Annotated in this window: 17 protein-coding genes and 1 other RNA gene; 9 read left to right on the top strand and 9 right to left on the bottom strand. The window is 35.4% G+C overall.

Features of this window, described 5'->3' with window-relative positions:
- Positions 1-22: 22 nt before the first annotated feature.
- The 3 genes from AB3I20_RS11360 to AB3I20_RS11350 form a co-directional block, all read right to left on the bottom strand.
- Positions 23-1390, bottom strand: a complete 1368-nt coding sequence (locus AB3I20_RS11360; RefSeq protein ID WP_368027380.1) for an FAD-dependent oxidoreductase — start codon at positions 1388-1390, stop codon at positions 23-25.
- Positions 1391-2890: a helix-turn-helix domain-containing protein gene (locus tag AB3I20_RS11355; RefSeq protein ID WP_368027379.1), complete on the bottom strand. Its 1500-nt coding sequence runs from the start codon at positions 2888-2890 to the stop codon at positions 1391-1393. It abuts the gene before it with no gap.
- 714 nt (positions 2891-3604) lie between these two features.
- Positions 3605-5938, bottom strand: a complete 2334-nt coding sequence (locus AB3I20_RS11350) for a glycosyl hydrolase family 18 protein (RefSeq protein WP_368027378.1) — start codon at positions 5936-5938, stop codon at positions 3605-3607.
- 484 nt (positions 5939-6422) lie between these two features.
- Between AB3I20_RS11350 and alsS the strand changes: the two genes are divergently transcribed.
- Both alsS and budA read left to right on the top strand, forming a co-directional pair.
- Positions 6423-8087, top strand: coding sequence for an acetolactate synthase AlsS (gene alsS, locus AB3I20_RS11345; RefSeq protein WP_270607406.1), 1665 nt, complete (start codon positions 6423-6425; stop codon positions 8085-8087).
- A gap of 19 nt (positions 8088-8106) precedes the next feature.
- Positions 8107-8817, top strand: a complete 711-nt coding sequence (gene budA / locus AB3I20_RS11340; protein ID WP_067484021.1) for an acetolactate decarboxylase — start codon at positions 8107-8109, stop codon at positions 8815-8817.
- A gap of 119 nt (positions 8818-8936) precedes the next feature.
- Here budA and AB3I20_RS11335 read toward each other — a convergent pair whose 3' ends face one another.
- Positions 8937-9143, bottom strand: a complete 207-nt coding sequence (locus AB3I20_RS11335) for a M23 family metallopeptidase (RefSeq protein WP_368027377.1) — start codon at positions 9141-9143, stop codon at positions 8937-8939.
- A gap of 15 nt (positions 9144-9158) precedes the next feature.
- The gene (locus tag AB3I20_RS11330; protein ID WP_368027376.1) at positions 9159-10313 is read right to left on the bottom strand and encodes a murein hydrolase activator EnvC; all 1155 of its coding nucleotides are present in this window, start codon (positions 10311-10313) and stop codon (positions 9159-9161) included.
- 239 nt (positions 10314-10552) lie between these two features.
- Here AB3I20_RS11330 and AB3I20_RS11325 point away from each other — a divergent pair, with 239 nt between their 5' ends.
- From AB3I20_RS11325 to AB3I20_RS11310, 4 genes are all read left to right on the top strand, one after another.
- Entirely contained in the window at positions 10553-11215 is a 663-nt protein-coding gene (locus AB3I20_RS11325) for a response regulator transcription factor (RefSeq protein ID WP_067484025.1), read from the top strand.
- Positions 11216-11281: 66 nt separating this feature from the next.
- The gene (locus tag AB3I20_RS11320) at positions 11282-11776 is read left to right on the top strand and encodes a GAF domain-containing protein (RefSeq protein ID WP_067484027.1); all 495 of its coding nucleotides are present in this window, start codon (positions 11282-11284) and stop codon (positions 11774-11776) included.
- Positions 11777-11949: 173 nt separating this feature from the next.
- Positions 11950-12186, top strand: a complete 237-nt coding sequence (locus AB3I20_RS11315) for a hypothetical protein (RefSeq protein ID WP_067484028.1) — start codon at positions 11950-11952, stop codon at positions 12184-12186.
- Positions 12187-12339: 153 nt separating this feature from the next.
- Positions 12340-12777: a GNAT family N-acetyltransferase gene (locus AB3I20_RS11310; RefSeq protein ID WP_368027375.1), complete on the top strand. Its 438-nt coding sequence runs from the start codon at positions 12340-12342 to the stop codon at positions 12775-12777.
- 2139 nt (positions 12778-14916) lie between these two features.
- Here AB3I20_RS11310 and ssrA read toward each other — a convergent pair.
- The 4 genes from ssrA to AB3I20_RS11290 all read right to left on the bottom strand — a co-directional run bounded on the left by ssrA (position 14917) and on the right by AB3I20_RS11290 (position 18305).
- Positions 14917-15284: a transfer-messenger RNA gene (ssrA, locus tag AB3I20_RS11305) on the bottom strand.
- A 214-nt stretch (positions 15285-15498) separates the two neighbouring features.
- Complete coding sequence (locus AB3I20_RS11300) at positions 15499-16848, bottom strand: MFS transporter (RefSeq protein WP_368027374.1); 1350 nt, start codon at positions 16846-16848, stop codon at positions 15499-15501.
- A 27-nt stretch (positions 16849-16875) separates the two neighbouring features.
- Positions 16876-17298, bottom strand: a complete 423-nt coding sequence (locus tag AB3I20_RS11295) for a MarR family winged helix-turn-helix transcriptional regulator (protein ID WP_285701128.1) — start codon at positions 17296-17298, stop codon at positions 16876-16878.
- A 233-nt stretch (positions 17299-17531) separates the two neighbouring features.
- Complete coding sequence (locus tag AB3I20_RS11290) at positions 17532-18305, bottom strand: Cof-type HAD-IIB family hydrolase (protein ID WP_071869295.1); 774 nt, start codon at positions 18303-18305, stop codon at positions 17532-17534.
- Between the two features lie 144 nt (positions 18306-18449).
- Here AB3I20_RS11290 and AB3I20_RS11285 point away from each other — a divergent pair, with 144 nt between their 5' ends.
- The 3 genes from AB3I20_RS11285 to AB3I20_RS11275 are packed head-to-tail and all read left to right on the top strand — an operon-like array spanning position 18450 to position 20957.
- On the top strand, positions 18450-18800 hold the full coding sequence (locus tag AB3I20_RS11285) for an SdpI family protein (protein WP_067484041.1): 351 nt from the start codon (positions 18450-18452) through the stop codon (positions 18798-18800).
- Positions 18781-19497 carry a response regulator transcription factor gene (locus AB3I20_RS11280; protein WP_067484043.1) on the top strand — a complete coding sequence of 239 codons (717 nt, stop codon included), beginning with the start codon at positions 18781-18783 and terminating at the stop codon, positions 19495-19497. Before AB3I20_RS11285 ends, AB3I20_RS11280 begins: the two co-directional genes overlap by 20 nt.
- Entirely contained in the window at positions 19497-20957 is a 1461-nt protein-coding gene (locus AB3I20_RS11275; RefSeq protein ID WP_067484045.1) for a HAMP domain-containing sensor histidine kinase, read from the top strand. Before AB3I20_RS11280 ends, AB3I20_RS11275 begins: the two co-directional genes overlap by 1 nt.
- Positions 20958-21037 lie beyond the last annotated feature (80 nt).

The following is a 21037-nucleotide window of genomic DNA, read 5'->3' as shown; positions in this document are numbered from 1 at the left end:
ATGATTAGGGTTACTGCTTTTTTTACTTGAGTAAAGATTCTAAACCTAGATCAGCCAAAAAATTAGTTGAAGGCGACAGCTTTGGATTGTAATAAAGTTCAGAAAACACAAGGTCGTCCACCTTGGTTTGATCGACAATCATTTGCGTCAAAACATTGAGTAGGTCCAACATATCTTTTTGATTACTTATCAGTTGAGCGCCGAATAACTGTTTCGTTTTCGTATCGTACAGCACTTTGAAGGTTACAAAGAAATCTTTGACTGGATGATAGTTCGAAAAGTGCGTATAAGTTTTGGTAATCGACGAAGTTTCTAATCCATAAAAATCAGCCTCGTCTTGAGTGATTCCAGAACTACCCAGAAAGACGCCGAAAATTTCTGTTCCAATCGATCGCTGTGAGGTTGGAATTGGCTTAGGATCTGCTAAAGTAATATGACTAGCAGCTACAAGTGCTGTTTTTCGCGCATTACCAATCAGTGGGAGATAGGCTGGTTCACCATGGGAGCCAAAAGGCAGTTTGATTAAATCACCAATGGCATAGACATCCGGATCAGAAGTTTGCATAAAGTCATTCACTAAAATGGTTTGATCGAAATCAAGATCCACCAGACCCTCAACTAAGGCAACTTCTGGTTTGGGATTAACGGCAAAGACACAAGCATCAACCAGCTTGGTTTGTCCTGAGAAGAATTGAACTTCTAATTGCTCGCGTCCATCAATCTTGACAGTTTGACATTGATTAAAACTTTCTGATAATCGTAAATCGATGGATTCAGGAATGTGTTGTAGCAAAATATCAGTGATTTCTTCATCAAAATAACGAAATACTGGGCGATTCATTTGCTCGATGATTGTAATTTTTTTAGTCGATTTTGTAGCTAGACTGCTAGCTAGTTCCAGGCCAATTAAGCCAGCACCAACGATTGCTATTTGATTGCTGTCGTTGATTTTTTGATAAGCTTCAATGGTTTTTGCGCGACTTTTGTAGGTGATGATGCTTGAATGGACCGCCTCTGATTCTGGAATCAATGGCGCAAAGCGATCGGAACCCATGGCTAAAATCAGTTTGTCAAATGTTTCTGTAGTAATTTGCTTAGTTGCATTATCTTGATAAAAAACTTCTTTCTTTTTCAAATCAATGTTTGTAACGGTTGTTTCAAGTAATAACTGGACTCCTAAGTTTTCAAGGGTTTCTTGGTCACCAACTTCCCCTTTTTCCATTTCGTCGGCTGAAAACAACCCTTTAAAAATTAAATTGATACTGCTTGGTATAAAGCCAAGTACGTTTGATTTTTCGATTAGGCATACTGTAGTTGTTGGGTCTAATTTTTTTAAAAATTTACTAGCGGCAATCCCAGCGTGTGAGCCGCCGATAACGATGACCTTCAATTATATTCCTTCTTTCTTTGAATAGTCTTTTAATAAACGAGTTAAAGCTTGGATATCCGCTTGGGTTTTAAAGTCATTGATGATATATAAATCTTTAAATGAAAATTGTTGTATTCCAAAAGCGGAGTCTGAAATCAATAAGTCGTAGTCTTTCTTAACTTCAGCTTCTTCACAATGGATGTAAAATTTTGTATCAAACTCGTTCTTGATACTTTCCATCATGATATTTGTTTGTAAGTTGTCTCGACTACAAAAGACACCGATTTGAATCGTCAACTTAGAAAAGCGTCGCATTTGATTGATAAAATAAAGGTGAATTCGGGTAACTAATTGCTTTGTCGTTTCCAACAGAGAAAAACCGAGAATGTCTTCGGTTTCTTGAATAATTTGCTGAACCAGTTCAAAATTTGGCGTAAAAATTGATTGATTAACTAGTCGATCAAATAGCATTTGTTCTTCAAAAAAGGTGATATTTCCTTTGAAATAAACAATCGTACTGTGTAACTGGGTTAAGAAATACTTCCACTCTTGGATAAATCGTGAATCAATTTCAGCCGAGTCAATTTGATAAGCTGTTTTTACGTGCTGAACGACCATTTTGTTCAACTCGATAACTTTTGTATTAAATGTTGGCCAGTCATCAGATTGAAGCAAGAAACGATTACTGCGTTCTATAACGAATAGAGAAGAAATAAACAAGTAGAGATAAGTCGCTTTGTACTCAAACTGAAACTCAGCTGACGGACTAACAGATAAAAAATAAGATTCACGAACTAATTGGTAGACAGGATCATCAAGATAATCATCACTCAGCATGGTCATTGACTCAACTGAAGGAGGATTATTTGATTTTTTTGTTCGTTTCTTTAAGATTCGAATCCAAAGATATAATTTCAGCCGAGTTGTGCTACCAAAAGGCTGTTTTAATTTTTTCTCTAAAAAAGAGACAAACAACAGACTATTATGGTCGTTTTCTTTTCCTTGTATCTCTTCTAAAGGGACAGAGTTCCAAAACAACTGAAAGAAAAAGTAGCAAATTTGTAATTCATCGCCAGTTATTCTCCCTCGACGAATTTTAAGATTAAATTCGTCCAACAACTGATTTAGTCCCGTGATGTGACGGTAAACAGCGGCCTCGCTAATCAAAAACTTTTGAGATAGCGCATAGATAGAATAGGACGAATGATAATAGAGATGCCTTAGAATCTGATACTTGATTGATTCTTGCAAGTAATAATAGTAAAGTTTATCCAAGCTTGTTTGATTGCTTTTTTTTAAAGTGACTTGATTTTGTTCGTGATCGACTTCAAGACTTAAATCAAGTTCTAAGTCGTTCAGGATAAAAGTCAACTCTTCAACATTGTTATTAAAAAGAAAAGAAGTAATGGTTAAATCAATCAGTAACTTAGGAATATCTGCCGTTAAATTTTTATCTAACAAATAATGAATGATTGAAATTTGGATTTTGCCATTTTTTTCTAGCAAATTAAATAGTTCCATTGTCTGTTTCACCACTCTTCTATGCGTTCTACATTACTGCTTAATTGTAATTGTTTCCGTGAAAATAGACAAGCTTTGGGTGACGAAATGACTAAGTTAATAGTAGCTGTTTCCAAGGTGTTTTTTTGTCAACAATTTAAAAAATAAATTAAATAAATGATAAAAACAATTCAGTAAAACAGCTATACTAAAGTAGTAAAAGATGGAGGTTAACATCGTTCATCTTTTTCATTAAGCTAATACGTTGAGTAAAGATAAGACATAATTTTGTTCATATCCAGCACCTTTAGTGTTTCATAGTTATTGAATAGGATGAAGTGCAGAGAGCAGTTGTAAAAAAGTAGTACTGAATAATCTAGTAATTACAAACATAGCTGAAGTTACACGTTGAAAAAAAGAATTCTTTGATGACTTCCCCGTTACTCTGAAAGAGTGGTAGATCTATCTTTAGTAGATAAAAAAGTGCTTAATAACCCTATACATATGAAAAGTAAAAGAATTCAATTCAATTGATTTCTAGCTGGTGAAAAAGTAGTTCTATCCTTTTCATTGAATAAAAAAATGGAGAGAATAAAATGTGGGTGTGTGGTCTTATCGGTATAGCTTCACAAATCTATTTGATTACTTGTGTAGTGATTGACAAATACAGGTCCAAATAGATTAACAAAAAAGAGCGCACAGTTTTTCACTGTACGCTCTTTTTGACGTTAATTATTATTTAACTTTTAAAGTTAATAGAGATTTCAAATTGCTAGAATTTTCACCAGGTACGCCACTACTTAATCGTACTTCGAGAAGATCCCCAACTTTTGATTTTTGGCTAATTTTGATTTGAATCGTATCAGCTGTACGATTTGTTATTTGGCTACTGTATGCTTTGTTCTCAAAAACTTCAGCTACATAACTGTAATTTTGACAAACGACGAAACGATTACTTCCTTCAAATGCTGATTTGTCAAAATCAACATAAATATTTTTCCCGTCATAACTGATTTTCTTAACAGCATCATTCATTTTTTCGATGCCTAAATCAACATCTTTATCTAAAACAAGTGTTTCCAGTAATTTTTTACCACTCGTACTTTCACTTGGTTTACCAGGTGCACTATAGACTTCGATTTTTTGACCTTTCCAACCAGCGAAGACTTTGGCAACACCAGTTTTCTCGCCATAGTTTGTTGAATTGCTGTAATAACTTTTTCCTTTATAAGTTTCAAATGAATATTTACCATCCAAGTAAACAACGAAACGTTCTTCACTATTAAATTGTTCAGTCGTTAGATTTAAGTTGATATATGTTTTTCGTGTCCGTTCATTGACACCAACAGCAAGTAATTTATTTTCTTCAACAGGAGGATCAGTCGGGTCAGTCGGATCAGTTGGTTCAGAAGTTAATACATTGTCCACGATAGAACCTAATTCCGCATCTGTTGTATCATAACCAAGTTCCCAAACGATTGCGCCACCATATTCGTTTTCAATTGTCCAGTTTACTTTTTCTTCAATAGATTGAACATTATCATAAGAATAAAATTCTTTTGTGTCCGCATTGTAAATGTAAGGAGCTTTTGCTTGATCGTCCCATTTAGCAACTAAGTTGTCATTCGGATCTTCGTTAGCTTTTGCTTCTAATTCTTTTAATTGGAACCAAGGCATCAATCCTGCAGGTGCTTTTGGATCATCCCATGTTCCGCCGATTGGAGCGCCCTCACTTGGAGCACCAAGTTCACCAGTTTCAACATTGTCGAACCCGCGAGAATAGTAACTCATCCCAACCATTAATTTATTTTTAGGTATATTGTATGTTTCGCTGTATTCTTTCATTGCAGAAGATACATTGAACTTTTTGTCTTTGTCTGTTTCTGTTGCGTACAACGCAGAGTGATGACCTGTTTCAGTATCAAATCCACCGCGGAAGTCATAAGTCATAACATTGAAATTATCAACGTATTGATTAACTGTTTCAGGTGCAATAAATTCCATTTTTTCATGTGAAGCGGTTACGGCAATACTTAATTGGTAATATGTATCATTTGTTTTACCTGCTACCGTTAATTTTTCACGTAATTGCTTCATCAAAGCGATAAATTTTGTTTTGCGGTCTTCGTTGTCTGGGTACTCCCAATCAATATCAACGCCATCAAAGCCATGTTTTAACACGAAGTTAACGATATCAGTTGTAAATTCATCCATCTTTTCCGGTGTTTTGGTTACGATATCAAATGCTAAATCTTCTACTGAGTTATTCCAACCACCAATTGAAACCATTGAAGTTACATCATTCTCATCCGCTAAATCATTGATTTGACCGATATAATTTCTACCGCCACCATCTGCATAATCAGCCCAAGGATCTTTTGAGGTCAGTTTTCCAGTAGTAGGGTCAATAATCATAAAACCGTAGTTCACATGCGTAATCTTGTCAAATGGCACATCAACTGGATCATATCCCTTACCATCTACTGTCGTAGGGCTATAATCTGGATTATTTGGCTCGTAGTCTGTTTTATACCCTTGCCAGTTCGCAAAGTATCCAATAACTTTTTTCTGTTTCTGAACAGTTTCTGCTTGTGCTTTTTGGTAATCATCAGCAGCAGAACCAGTGAAGATATTAAAGTCAAAAGTTCCAACTTTAGTGATATCTTTTACTTTCTTCCACATAGGTGCAGATCCTGGAGTTTGAGTAGCTTCTGCCCAATAAGTATTTGTCCACAGTGCATTATTATAAATGACATAAGCACCACCTGCATATGCTTGTGCAGTCCAATAGGCAGTGTTAAGAATTTGTTCATCATAGTTTGCAACAACAACCTTTTGCTTTCCTTTGAAAAGATGTCCACTTTCCCCACGGGTCCATGTCTTGCCATTGTCATTTGACCACATGTGTGCATTTGTTAATCCATTGATCACGTTTGCTGTGTCATCCATCACTAAACCAGCAGCAGTTCCCTGTGTTTCCGTTGCAAATGCTTGAAGTGGTGCAGAAGATAATAGTGTAAATCCTGCCATCGAAGCTGCTAGCAACGTTTTCCATTTTGTTGTCTTCATTTTTTTCTCCCCTTGATAAAATATTTTTTTGTAGCGGTCGAGGTGATTCCCCAACAACCACATCTAAAGTTAAAGCCTATGATGTTCAAAGTAAATTTCTAAAATTACCGCGTGATAGGAAGAGAACGTTGTTATTTAATATAAAAGCAGTCTTGAAAGCAAGTTGAGCTTTTTTTAGGGGAAAATATTTTTTTACGTGAATGTTTTTGAGCCAAAAATAATTAAAAGAAAAAAGAAACGGGGGCTTGTAAAAAGCTGGTAAAGAAAATCTGCCACTTTATCAGCCTTTTTCTTCGAGATAGTAGATGAATATACATTGAGTGAGCTGTTACTATTTTTTTGAAATTTATTTAGCTTATTACTAAACAAATCTTGCAAGGCATGCTATACTATTTTTTGTAACAGATATATAAACTGTATTACTTTATGTTGCTTGTTTATTATCTGAGTAGAAAGAAAATAAGCTGTTAAAGGAAGTTGTATGATGGAAAAAGAAATGAAACAAGGTTCTAGAGCTGTAGTAGAAAGCTTGATTAATCATCACGTAGATTATATCTTTGGTATTCCTGGAGCAAAAATCGATGGGGTATTCAATGAATTAGAAGACCAAGGCCCAGAGTTAATCGTGACACGTCATGAACAAAATGCGGCATTTATGGCACAAGCAATTGGCCGAATTACTGGTGAACCTGGAGTGGTTATTGCAACAAGTGGTCCTGGTGCAAGTAATCTAGCAACTGGATTAGTAACAGCAACTGCTGAAGGTGATCCAGTTTTAGCAATTGGTGGACAAGTAAAGCGAAGTGACTTATTAAAACTGACGCATCAAAGTATGGATAATGCAGCATTATTTAAACCAATTACGAAGTACAGTGCTGAAATCCAAGATCCAGAAACGATTTCAGAAGTGATTGCCAATGCATATCGTATGGCAAAAAGTTCAAAGAAAGGTGCAAGCTTTATCAGTATCCCACAGGACGTCGTTGATGCGCCGGTGAAAAGTGATGTAATCCAACCCTTAAATGACCCACAACTAGGATCTGCGTCTGCAAATGATATCAACTACTTGGCTGACCGTATTCGCGAAGCCAAGCTTCCTGTTTTATTGGTAGGAATGCGCGGATCAAGTGAAAAAGAAACTACAGCTATTCGCAAATTAGTAGAAAAGACTTCGTTACCAGTTGTTGAAACATTCCAAGCTGCTGGGGTCATCTCACGTCAGTTAGAATCACATTTCTTTGGAAGAGTGGGGTTATTTAGAAATCAACCTGGTGATATGTTATTAAAACGAAGTGATTTAGTAATCGCCATTGGTTACGATCCGATTGAATATGAAGCACGTAACTGGAATGCAGAAAAAGATGCAAGAATCATCGTCATCGATGAAACACCAGCTGAAATCGACTCATTTATGCAACCAGAAAGAGAATTGATTGGTGACATTGCAGCAACACTTGATCTACTTAGTGATTCTTTAGAAGCACAACAAGTATCAGTGGATGCTAACGAATATCTTGACTCGTTACAAGAAAAATTAACCGCTCGTGATGTTGTAGAACAGACAGAAGATGAAGGAATTTTACATCCATTAGAAGTCATCAATACACTACAATCAGCAGTTACGGATGATATGACAGTGACTGTTGATGTAGGTAGTCACTATATCTGGATGGCACGCCACTTTAGAAGCTATGAACCACGTCACTTACTATTTAGTAATGGAATGCAAACATTAGGTGTGGCTTTACCATGGGCGATTTCTGCGGCATTAGTTCGTCCAAATACACAAATTGTTTCAGTTTCTGGTGATGGCGGCTTCCTGTTTTCTGCACAAGACTTAGAAACAGCTGTACGCAAAAAGTTAAATATCGTTCACTTGATTTGGAATGACGGTCACTATAACATGGTTGAATTCCAAGAAAAAATGAAATATCAACGATCATCAGGTGTTGACTTTGGTCCAGTTGACTTTGTCAAATATGCAGAAGCTTTTGGCGCAAAAGGAATTCGTGCAACAAATGTTCGTGAACTAGAACAAGCCTTAACTGACGGATTTGCTACTGAAGGGCCTGTAATCATTGATATTCCAATTGATTATCGTGATAATGAAAAACTCGGAGAAACGATTTTACCAGATCAATTCTATTAAGAAAAAGGACGTGTATAAGATGACAGAGTCAAGTTTATATCAACACGGAACGTTAGGTGCCTTGATGGCTGGGTTGATGGATGGAACAGAAAAGATGGCTGAGATCTTGAAACATGGTACGTTAGGACTAGGAACACTTCATGGGTTAGACGGGGAAGTCATCGTTGTTGATGGGATTGCTTATCAAGGTCGATCAGATGGTTCGGTTGTACGTTTGAATGGTGAGGAAAAAACACCTTATGCAGCTGTAACAGATTTTACAGCGGATAAAAGTGTCGAAATCACAACGCCTCATACAGGAGATGTGTTAAAAGAAACAATTTTGGCAGAAGAAGCAGGAAAAAATTTATTTATTGCAGTGAAAATTACTGGATTATTTAAAAATGTGCATATCCGTATCATGCCAAAGCAAGAAAAACCTTACAAACGGCTTGTCGAAGTTTCGCAAAATCAACCAGAATTTCGCCAAGAAGAAGTTGAAGGGACATTAGTTGGCTTCTTTACTCCTGAACTATTTCAAGGCGTAGCAGCTGCCGGCTTTCACTTACATTTTATTGACAAAAGTAAGACATTCGGCGGACATGTGATTGATTTTGAATTGGCAAATGGCATCGTGGAAAGTAGTCGGATCGAATCACTCGTTCAACATTTTCCAGTCAATGATTCAACATTTGTTGACACAGAAATTGATTATGCTAACTTGGCAGAAGAAATTCAAACAGCAGAATAACCAGTTTTCATTTCCAACATACAAAAAAAGCGTGAGACACAAGTTATCATTTTTCAAAAAATAGCGTAATAGCTAATTCTTTTGAAAAATGCGAACGTCGTCTCGCGCTTTTTCTAAATTTAAATACCTAATAGTGGAGCCGGATCAACAAAATTAGACCATAAACTTGTTGAGATACCGAAGTGAAGGTGAACACCAGTTGAATTTCCTGTTGTTCCCATACCGCCTAAAAGTGTTCCGGCATTAACGGAGGCACCAACAGTTGTAGAGAAGCTGCTTAAATGCATATAGTAAGAATAATAGCCATCGGCATGTTGGATAATCACATGATTTCCCGCAGATCAGTGATAGCCAGCTTCAACGACTTTTCCAGCTTTTGCTGCAAAAACAGGTGTTCCAGAAGCTCCAGCTAAATCAATTCCGTCATGAGATGTACCAGATGCACCTGTTGGATCAACACGATTACCAAAAGGACTTGTAATCACAAGTGAACTTAATGGCGCACTCCATCCAGAAGTATTTTCTTCTGGTTTTGTTACGTTGTCTTCTTCAGGCACTTCAGGAACAGAACTGACGGGTGACCTGTCTTCTGTGTTGGTTTCTGTTTTCATTTCGTTTGAAGAATCAGACTTTTGCTCTTGTTCTTTTTGGACCGCTAGTGCTTGGGCTTGCTCTTCATTAGCAATGCGCTCCTTTTCAGCAGCTGCAGCTAGTTCTTTTTGTTTTTGCTCTTGGAATTTTCGCGCGTCTTCTTCTGCTTTTTTGCGAGCAGCTTCTTCAGCAGCACGTTGTTTTGCCAAAGCTTTTAATTGCTCTTGACGCTTTTTCTCTGCTTCAACTTTTTGTTTTTCAAATTTTTCTTTTTGTTTTTTCTCAGTAGCTAAACTAGCAGAGAGTTCATTGATTTTAACTTCTTGATCTAATTTTGCCTTTGTTAACTCTTCTTGTTTGGCTTGCAATTCATTGGTTGTTTCAGTCAAAGAGTGTAATTTTTCTTCTGATTTCTTTTGAAGCGTTTCTAATTCAGCTTGATCTTTTTGTTGTTCAGACATGATTTCTTTGTTTGCACTGATTAATTTTGTTACAGCATAAGCTTTTGTGATTGCTTCATTAATCGAATCAGATTCGGCCATCACTGACAAAATGTCGCTGGCATTTTGATTCGTTTGAACATTCCGCGCTTGTTTTTGAATTTGTTCTTCACGTTTAGCGATTTTCTCTTTCAAATCAGCAATTTTTTGAATCAAGTCAGTTAACGTTTGTTCTTCAATATTTTTTTGTTGAAGAATCTTATAACTTTCTTTTTCAATTTGGCTGACATTTTCTTTAATGATTGCCAATTCTTGTTCAGAAGCTGTTTGATTTTTTTGTAGTTGTTCAATTTTTTGATCTTGTTCATTGATTTTGTCGTCTAAAGTGTCTGCTTGCGCGGCAATTGGCGCACAAAGTAAACTTAGCGCGAATGAAAATGTGACCATTTTTTTTAGCTTAATCATAGTTTCCCCACTAACATCTTTTTTATCAATTTCAATTTTTACATTTTGTATTGTAAGGCAGAGTTGTGTGGAAGTTGTGAAGATTCATCCGTTGAGCGAAAAAAAGAAAAACTTAATATAACTGAAACAATTACAAAATAATTGATACAAACTCAATCGAATTGATAAGTGATCGTGAGTGAAAGAGAGGTATGATTGAGTAAACTGCGTAAAATAGTGAAGAGAAAGGAGCGAATTAGATGCATATAAAAGTATTTACCAAAAATAAAAAAACAGTATTTCCTATAATGAAACGATTGCAAAAAGAGCAGTTAGAGCTAAAGGTGAGTTATCAATCTGCTCTGGCAAAGCTACATAATGAACCAGCAGATATTTTACTTATTACGGATGATCGCTTGACAGAGCTTTCAGAAACAGTTACGAATCGTTTTCCATTAGTTGTCGCTTGTACTCAGCCACTTTCAGAGAAAGAAAAAATTGTTTTATTCCAAAAAGGTGTGAACATTTTGTGGTCTTGGCCTGTTAGTTTTGAATTAATGAAGGCAAAAGTAGAATCTCTACGCTCAGCACTGCTGAAGCAAAAACAATTAAAAAATAATACGCAGCCTGTTTACCAGAAATTTCAAGTGTTGGAAGAAAAGCAAGTGATCTTGTTACATGAAAAAGAACTTTCTTTAACCAAATCAGAATATCGTTTGTTTGGCTTGTTACTGAATCATCCATTACGAATTTTTTCTCGTGAAGAGTTGTTGATTTTGCTAGGAAACGAAGAAGGTTCGGGAAGAGTGATCGACACACACATCAAGAATATTCGTAAGAAAATTGAAGAAGTTGCAGGAAGTGTCAACTATATCCAAACGGTTCATGGTCGTGGATATCGCTTTACCAATGCTACTCATTAAAATTACAGCTGGTATTGGAGGGATAAGTGAGCTATAATTTCTGAATAAAAGGAGTGTGTTGTTACGATGTGGTCAGAAAAACAAAAAAGAGATGCGTATGAGCTTTTACTGTTACAACAAAAAGGATTACTTGAAGCTGAAAGTAATTGGTTAGCTAATCTTGCGAATTCTTCTGCACTCTTAGCAGATGCGTTACCAGAAACTGTCTTTGCTGGATACTATCTATTTGATGGAGAAGAACTAATTCTTGGACCGTTTCAAGGAAGAGTTTCTTGTACAAGAATCAAACTAGGTAAGGGCGTTTGTGGGGAGTCAGCAGCAAAAAGAAAAACATTAATTGTCACAGATGTAAAAAAACATGAAAATTATATTTCTTGTGATTCAGCTGCACGTTCAGAAATTGTTGTTCCTTTAGTTAAAGACGGAAAATTAGTAGGTGTTTTGGATATTGATTGCGGAAAAGTCGCGGGTTATGATGAAATCGACAAACAATTTTTAGAACAATACGTGGCATTATTGGAACAAACATTGCCGGCTAAAACAGTTCTACTTGCTAATTAAGTTTATATTAAGTACAAAAACAGTTCGACTGATTAAAATGGTTGCTAAAATTCAGCAATTAATTTAATCAGTTTTTTTATTATAAAAATACTTAAGTTATCATTTTTCTTCATTTGGTTTTAATGTTAATATAATTTCAATGGAATTATAAAATAATTAGAAGGTGATTAACTATGAAGAAAGAAGAAATCATTTTGGGACAAATTTATGAATGTCATGCGATTGGATTGAAAAAGAAAGTGACCGGCGAAATTATTAAAAAATTAGAGAACTCAGTGATTCTTTGTGTAGAAGAATATGATCGTATCGATCATGCAGAAGTTCAAGATAAAGCTGGAAAAGTAATGGCTAAGTATTCTGAAATTTGTAGTCAAGAAGTATCAGAATATGGTCTAATTGAAATTGCCTAATCCAGTAAGCAAAACCATTAAGCACTTGGCGGAGGTGTTTAATGGTTTTTTTTTTGAAAAAATGATTGAGATGTTTATTTGCTCTTTAAAAGTTACTGAAGAATGGCTATACTGGAAACTAGTTTTAATGATTATTTGAAAGGAATGAAGAAAATGGATATCCAAAAAATTGAGTACGACTCAGAAAAATATCAACAAACGTTAAACTTGCGAAATAAAGTCATGCGCGTTCCGTTGGGGTTAACGATTGAAGAAGAGGATTTTTCACACGAGGCGGAGCAATATATTCTTGGAGCATTTGATGATGAGTTCCTTTTAGGTGTTGGTGTGCTTAGTCAGAAGTTAGATGAATCAAAAATGAAAGTTGAGTATCTATGTGTTGATTCGCAAAGGCAAAGTTCAGGTGTGGGAAAACAATTACTCAGTCATCTTGAACTTTATGCGAAAAAAGAGCATGCGAAAACAATCGAATTAGAAGCGCGCGTAAGTGCCCAGTCATTTTACGAAAAAATGGGTTACGTTGCGTATGGGGATACGTATTTGATGGCGATTGCGCCGGTTGAGCATATTCGAATGGAAAAATTTTTATAGATTAATTGAATAAAAAGGAAAAGCGTGAGGAGAGATGTTCCTTGCGTTTTTTTGTTAAGATATAGATTTCATTTGCTTTAAGCAAGAAAAGGGCTCATTTTTTGATGATGTAGAATTTTCTCATTTTAAAGTGGTATATTTATCACTTTGCTTATGATTTGAATGCAAAAAGTTTGTGTTTTGCTACTTTTCTCTATTTGACCAAAATAAAAAAACGTTGATTGAACAACGTTTTTTCGGATTATTGTTTGTCTCAACAATATAAAAACAAGAAATGACCTCACTTTTCCTTTGAAATGAGGTCGATAAATAGTCAGAGGTCACCACCAATGAATAATCAGGAAGAACATTTTAATAGTCATTAAGTAGGCACTGCTTAATGGCTACTTATGCTGTACCCACAGCGTGGGTTATATAAACATATATATGTTTATGTTTATATTTATATATGTGTTGTTAAAATCAACAACAAGTGTTAATATAAGTTTACAAACAAGCTTACGCTGTACCAAAAGCGATAAGTAAAAGGCAATGTCTGCAAACATTGCCTTAATAGTATAAGTTGAGCATTTTCATAACTGAAAGCTCAGCAGTTAATTACATGGCTCTTATCTATTTCTACTTGCTAGGGTAGCAGATGAGGGCTCTTTATTTTTGTCTAAAACTATCATAACACTTTAAAAATAAATTGCAGGCTGCGATTATCAAAGCAATTACTTGATATTCAGTCATGACTTTATCACCTCCAAAAAAATACTTGGGTTTCAGTCATGAAGTAATCACTCAACTTACAAATTTAAGTATAGCAAAAAATGATTAGGTTGTCTTCTTTTCTTCTATACAAATAATCTTTCAAAGATTCTATCACCTTTTTTATTTGGATGATGTTCAAATCCTAATTGCAATATATCCACTACCTCCTACTCTACTTATTTCTTTATCAATCTTCATATTCAATATCAGAAGTGTTCTCTTCAATATTTTTGATAGTTTCAAAAAATTTTATTTCTATACACTTCAAGCACTCTAATATTGCATCTTTAGATTTTCCTTGCTTTTTTTGCTGAAATACAGATTTCTTTATTTTAGTTAAGAAAAGGATTCATTTTTGGATGACAAATGGAAGTGAGTAAGGGGAATTTGCAGTTGTTCCAGTAAGTATATCTAGAAAGTTTGCATTAAAATTTATTGAGTAACTCTTGTCATTAAAGAAAACGGTTTCTTTTGAGGCGTTTTTGTGATTTAATGATCGTGGTGATAATACATATATCAATATTTTGTAAAGAATGGATAGTTTGGTAGAAAGGATAGTAGATTTTTTGGAGGTGGAAAAAAATCAATGAGAAGAAGGGAGATTGTTTTCGTAATATTTTGTTTAGTTCTTTTAATAACGATGAGGGGATATTTAATTTTTTATTTTGAAAAGATATCAAACACATTACAACATACAAATTCAGAAAAAGTAAGGGTTACTTTATCAGTAATGACTATTTTATTAGGCATAGTTATGTTTCTTCAACAATCTTTTTTTTCATTAAGAATTCCTCTATCTGTCTTTACACCATTAATCGGTTCAATCGGACTATTAATAGCGATAAGATTGAGAAGAGGGACTTATAGGACAGTTATTCTTTTAGCAAATAGTATCATGATGTTAGTATTTCCGATATATTTAGTTCTCGTGTTTATCTTTCCGGCATTTTTTGTGTGAATAATAGCGAATCTATCAGAATGTCACCCTGCAAATCTTATGAAGTATTTTTTGTATAATCAATGATGAAGTTGATCATCAATCAAAATCAGATGATAGTAGATAAATTTAGTTAATATTCAGACCGACACTATAATTTTATAAAAAAGGCGACCTAGGTCTTTCTCTTTTTCGTGAAAGGCTGAAAATAGGTCGTCTTTTTGTTCGCAATAAAAGCTTTTAATGTCTTTTTTCTCGTAGGTAATTTAGCATCTTTACTTACAAGGAAGTTAAACAAATTTTCTCATTTTAAAGTGGTATATTTATCACTTCGTTTATGATTTGAATACAAAAAGTTTGTGTTTTGCTACTTCTCTCTATTTGACCAAAATAAAAAAACGTTGATTGAACAACGTTTTTTCAGATTATTGTTTGTCTCAACAATATAAATATGGAGACGGCGGGAGTCGAACCCGCGTCCAAACACATCGCCACTTAAAAATCTACGTTCATAGTCAACTCATTTAAGGTTTCGCTTTACAACTTGCCGAGTGACAGGCATTTTGTATTGCTAGTCTGATGAGCTCTTTTTCAACTTACAGACGGAAAGTTGAAACGTATCCCACTAAAGTTAGGACCCTTACTCGAGCACATGGGCGATACCGAGAGGATCTACGCTAACTGTTTTTAGGCAGCTAAAGCGTAAGAATAGTTTTCGTTTTTAGCAGTTATATTTAACTGTAACGTTTTAACGTAGACGTAACCTACGAAACGCAATTCAAGCTCAAACTGTGCCTGTCGAATCCGTAACGTCCCCGTAAAGTAACAAGGGTTACAGATGCATTATGCACAAAAATAGTATACCACATTTTTATTCATTTTCAATAAAAAAGTATTGGCACTAAAATGCGAGAAGAGTTAACGAAAGGTTCAATCAATTTTATTCGCTGAATCATTTTTAGTTGCATGAAAAAATCTCGAAGCTGTACTACTTGCTTCGAGATTTAGTAACATTTTCTTGAATAAAATGGTCACTTTTTTTCTGATGTTAAACGGAATAGGAGAAGCGGAATAGCAATAGTCAAAACAATACACAAAGCCATTACCCAAGTAATCCCAACATTCATTGATGAAGGAGTTGTCACGATGCTGATCATGATCGTAATTCCGATAGATGCAAACATTTGACGAAGTGTGTTATTCAAAGCCGTTGCTTGGCTGATTTGTGAAGGTTCAATTTCTTTAAAAGCTTCGGTTAGTGACGGTGAAAAAATTAATCCAATTCCTAAGAGACAAAGCGCATAAGTCACGGACAACAAAGCTAAATTGATTTCTACTCGTGAAAGAAAGAAGGGGATAAAGGATACGAGCATCAAAAAGCTGCCAGTTATGATTAATTTCTTTGGTCCATGCTTGTCGTAAATTCGTCCAACAACAATTGAAGAAAAAGCGTTCAAAATGGCTCCTGGTAATAAGATAAGACCAGCAGTTAAGCTATCGACTGAAAGCTGCATTTGGGCAAAGATGGAGACCAGCTGTCCTAACCCAACCAAAATGATGTATGCCAGGATACTAATGCCAGTCATTTTTACAAAAGTGGGTTGTTTCAGTAAATAGATATTGATTAAAGGTTTTTTCATACGTAATTGTCGTTTCAACAAAAGACAGCCAATCAAAAAGCCAAGAATAAAAAGAAAAATCCCTAGAATCAGTCGGCCTTTCATCATGGTGATGCTTAGCATAATAAGAGAGATGGATAAGAAAGATTCGATGACTGAAATAAAATCAATCTTGACTGGTTTTGGTTGAGAATAATTAGGAAATCGCCAAAAACTGATGAGAAAGATTAAGAGCATGATTGGTAAGATACTAATAAATAAGTAACGCCAATTTAAATAATTTAAAATGATCCCCGCAACTGTCGGACCTACAGCAGGGCCAAAAGCAATGACAAAAGTAGATAAGCCCATAATCATGCCACGCTGGCTGGGTGGGTAGATTGTCATCATAGTAGTCATTTGAAAAGCCATCAAAAAACCACCGGCTGCAGCTTGTAATAGTCTACCTAATAATAAAAACCAAAAATTGGGTGCGATTGCTCCAATTGACGTCCCCACAGAAAAGACAAGTAACAAAGATAAAAAGACTGTACGACTTGAGTATTTTTCATAAACATTAGAAGTTAGTGGGGTAACAACGCCAACCATTAAGGTGTAGCCTGTGGTTAACCATTGAACAGTAGTTAATGATTCTTTCATGATGTCTTTGAGTAAAGGCAACGCTGTAACCATCATTGTTTGACTCATCATACTGATAAATGTTGCTGATAAGATGATGACAGTGATCAATTTTCGGTTTTTTACTAAAAGTTGTTTTTCCATTTTCGATTCAGGTCTCCTTGCGTTTCACTATTCATTAGCATTAAATGCTTCATAAACGAGTTTCAATTGTTCAGTAAACTGTGCTTGATTGATTTCTGGGTGGGTGTGAAAGAACGAAATCCACCATTCTTCCATTTCATTACCAAGTTGTTCTGCAATTTTTTTCCCTTTATCAGTTAAATCAACATGATAGGCACGTGATTCATTGCTTAGTGAGCGGGTAATAATTTCTTCTTTTTCTAAAAACTTCAAGTCTTTTGTTAATAAGCTTGGATCAATTGCCATCCGACGTGCAATATCTTTTTGGATTTGATGAGGATTTTTTAGAGCAAACATCATAATATCTGTTTGTGTTGCCCTTAAAAAGTCAAAACTATTTTGATGGTTCCATGATTTTTTCGTTTGGCGATAAATCGCAGCCAAATATTTACTTAAATTTATTTCATTCATAAAGATCACCTCATAAAATTTTAATGGACATCTCCATAAGTGGAGATGTCCATTAAAAGATTTTTTTTTTTTTTTGTCAATTTTTTTGATTTTTATATTGATTGGCACCGACTGATTGAATTAGTTGGTGAGAACTCTTACTGCTGTTGTTTTTTCTTAAGAGAAAAAGAAAAAAATCTCAAAACAGATACTTCTGCTTTGAGATTCGTTACGGATCTTTTATTTTAAAAAAATTAAATTAAGTCAAAATGTTTCAATGCGTGGACGATGCCACCTTCAGTATTTTTCTTAGTTACGAAAGTCGCCAACTCTTTTAGTCCATCGTAGGCATTGCCCATTGCAATTTTATTGTCGCAAGCTTCTAGCAGAGCGAAGTCATTCGGACCATCACCAAATCCAAAAGTTGGGACATTGGTCAATCCTAATTCTTCTTTTAATCGTTTGACGCCAACACCCTTAGAAATTCCTTTTTTCACGGTATCAATTGAATAAGGACCGTTTCGATAAAAAGTTAGTTCAGGAAACTGTTCATGATAATACTCATCGCCACTTTGTGAAAGAATCAAAAGCATGTTGATTGGATTTTGACGAAAGGCAAAAGGATCAATCGGTGGCACTTCAGAATGAATAAAATTATAGGCATCAATCATTAGTTGATTGTGGCCAGTACACCAAATATTTTGGTGATTGTAGTACGAAAGTTCGTGGCCTTGTAACCGCACATGTTCATACATTCTTTGACATTCTTGTTCTGAAAAAAGCTCGGAATGGATTTCTTTTCCATCCACACGAATATAAGAGCCATTCATGGTAACAGCTGAAGTGATTCCAGCATCGTGCATAATCTTTTGGATTTCAATTTCTGTTCTACCTGTGGCAATGACAGGTAAGACATGATTTTCTTTTAAGGCATTCATGGCAGATGCAACTTCTGAGGTGATTGTTGAATGCGCATCCAGCAGTGTTCCATCTAGGTCAAAAAAAGTAATTGCTTGATAGTTTGACACAAAAAAAACTCCTTTATCTTTTCAATAAACCTATCTTAACAAAGAATGAACAAAAGACAAACCTTTCATGAAGAATTATTGAATATATTGGTTCGCAAGACTATTTGGAGTATACTAGAAAGAGAACTTTTTAGGAGGAAATCAATGATTTTTTTAGTTGTAGGAGTTGCTTTAACGACTATTGGTATTTTCTTTCGCTTATTTCCTTCCAAGGGAAATTTGCCATTGTATGGATACCACTCACCGTTAGCTGCTAAAACAGATGAACTCTGGCAGTTAGCCCAGAAAGTTAGTGGAAAATACTTTATTATTTTCGGCTTGATAATGGCTGCGATTGGCTATTTATTAAAAGTAACAGGAAACACGAATTACTTTTTAATTGAAATGCTGGTATTAGTTTTTCCAATTATGCCGATTTTTATTTTAACGGAAAAAAAATTACAGAAATTTGACCAGAAATCCGGAGGGGATGACTATGAACATTTTAATGATTGAAGATAACCAATCTGTTTCTGAAATGATGCAGATGTTTTTTTTGAATGAAGGCTGGGAGGCAACGTTCAAGTATGATGGGAAAGACGGGCTAGACGCCTTCTTAGAAAATCCTGCACACTGGGACATGATTACACTTGATTTGAATTTACCAACAATGGATGGCATGGTTGTTGGGCGTGAGATTCGGAAAATCTCAAGCACAGTACCTATCATTATGTTGACTGCACGCGATTCAGAGAGCGACCAAGTTATTGGTCTGGAAATGGGGGCAGACGACTACGTAACGAAACCGTTTAGTCCACTGACCTTGATTGCACGAATGAAAGCCTTGCACCGTCGAAGCGAACTTGTCGATGCAAAAGAAGAAACCAGTGAATCAGATAGTCATTTCGACATTCAAACAGAACATTTCAAAATGAATACCAAAACTCGTGAAGCTTATCTAGATGGTCAATTGATTGAAGGTTTGACACCAAAAGAATTTGATCTTTTATTTACTTTAGCGAAAAAACCACGTCAAGTTTTTTCAAGAGAACAGCTATTGGAATTAGTTTGGGATTATCAATATTTTGGTGATGAGCGAACAGTTGATGCACATATCAAAAAACTTCGTCAAAAAATTGAGAAAGTCGGTCCACAAGTAATTCAAACGGTTTGGGGCGTCGGCTATAAGTTTGATGATTCTGGTGTTGCCTAATGCGCTATCTTTATCAACAATTACTTGCTTTTTGTAGTATGATTGCCATGATTATTTTGATTGTCGGGGTTTCATTTACACAATTAACGAAGCAAACGATTGAAGAAAATAATTACCAACAGTTGTTTGGTTATGCTGAATCTGTTGAAAAAACGACACAAACATATGCTGCGAATTTTCCGCAACTGAGTCAAGATCAGGCGTTTCAAAATGCTTTGCTTTTGACAGAACAAGTGCTAACGGAGCAGAATGTTAACTTTATTTTTATTGACAAAAATGAGCGACTTATTTATCCAACAGACGATTCAATGCTGGATTTCACGATTAGTCCAGAGCAATGGAAAAATTTGCGTAACGGAAAGCAACAAAAATTTACCGATCATAAAAATATTTTAGGCCAACAGCAAGCAACTTCTTATGCATTAGTTCCGTTTAATTTGAATCATGAATTTTACGGTGCTTTGGTTGTGAGCCAACCAGCACGAAATATTGATAATAGCGTGCGTTCAGTTACCTTGAATCTTTTCAAGGGGTTTATTTTTTCAAGTATTGTTGCAGTTATTGCTAGTTATGTGTTTGCTGCTTTTCAGGTGAAGCGAATCAATCGTTTACGCAATGCAACAAAAGAAGTGACTAACGGGAATTTTGATGTCCAACTACCTGTTCATGACAAAGATGAATTTGACGAACTTGCAGATGATTTCAATAAGATGACGAATTCACTTAAAGAGTCGCAAGCAGAAATCGAAGAGCAAGAGAATCGGCGACGCCAATTTATGGCAGATGCTGCACATGAGATGCGCACGCCTTTGACGACAATCAATGGATTGCTAGAGGGGCTTGCCTATGATGCGATTCCAGAAAATCAACGAGAGAATGCAATCAAGTTAATGAAAAATGAAACGGAGCGCCTTATTCGATTAGTCAATGAGAATCTGGACTATGAGAAAATTCGGACCGACCAAATTACGATGGTCATCAAGAAATTCAATGGAACAGAAACCTTGAGAAATCTTGTGACACAGCTTGAAGCAAAAGCAGAAGCAGCAGGAGATACACTGATTTTGGAAGCTCAGGAAGAAATTGATGTTTATGCTGACTATGATCGTTTCGTGCAGATTATGGTAAATATCATTCAAAATGCGATTCAGTTTACTGAAAATGGTCAAATTACTATCAGTATTGAAAAAGGTTATCTTGAAACGATTATTAAAATCAAAGATACAGGAATCGGTATCTCAGAACAGCAGATGAAAAATATTTGGGAACGCTACTATAAGGTTGATCCATCAAGAAAAAATACTAAGTATGGTGAATCTGGTCTCGGCTTACCCATCGTGCAACAACTAGTTCGTCTGCATAAAGGGAAAATTGAGGTCGAAAGTGAAGAAGGAAAAGGAACAACATTTACTGTCCGACTTCCGGATGTAGAAATCAAAGAAGTGTCTCAAGAAAACTAAACCAAAAGCCAGATGTGGAAATTTCCGCATCTGGCTTTTTTAGTGATCATCAATTAGTAAGCATAGTGGAGTAAAATATG

It is taken from the genome of Enterococcus sp. C50, assembly GCF_040887505.1.
Taxonomy (GTDB): Bacteria; Bacillota; Bacilli; order Lactobacillales; family Enterococcaceae; genus Enterococcus_B; species Enterococcus_B thailandicus.
Note: the sequence above shows the minus strand (reverse complement) of the source record. Positions and strands in the feature narration are given on the sequence as shown.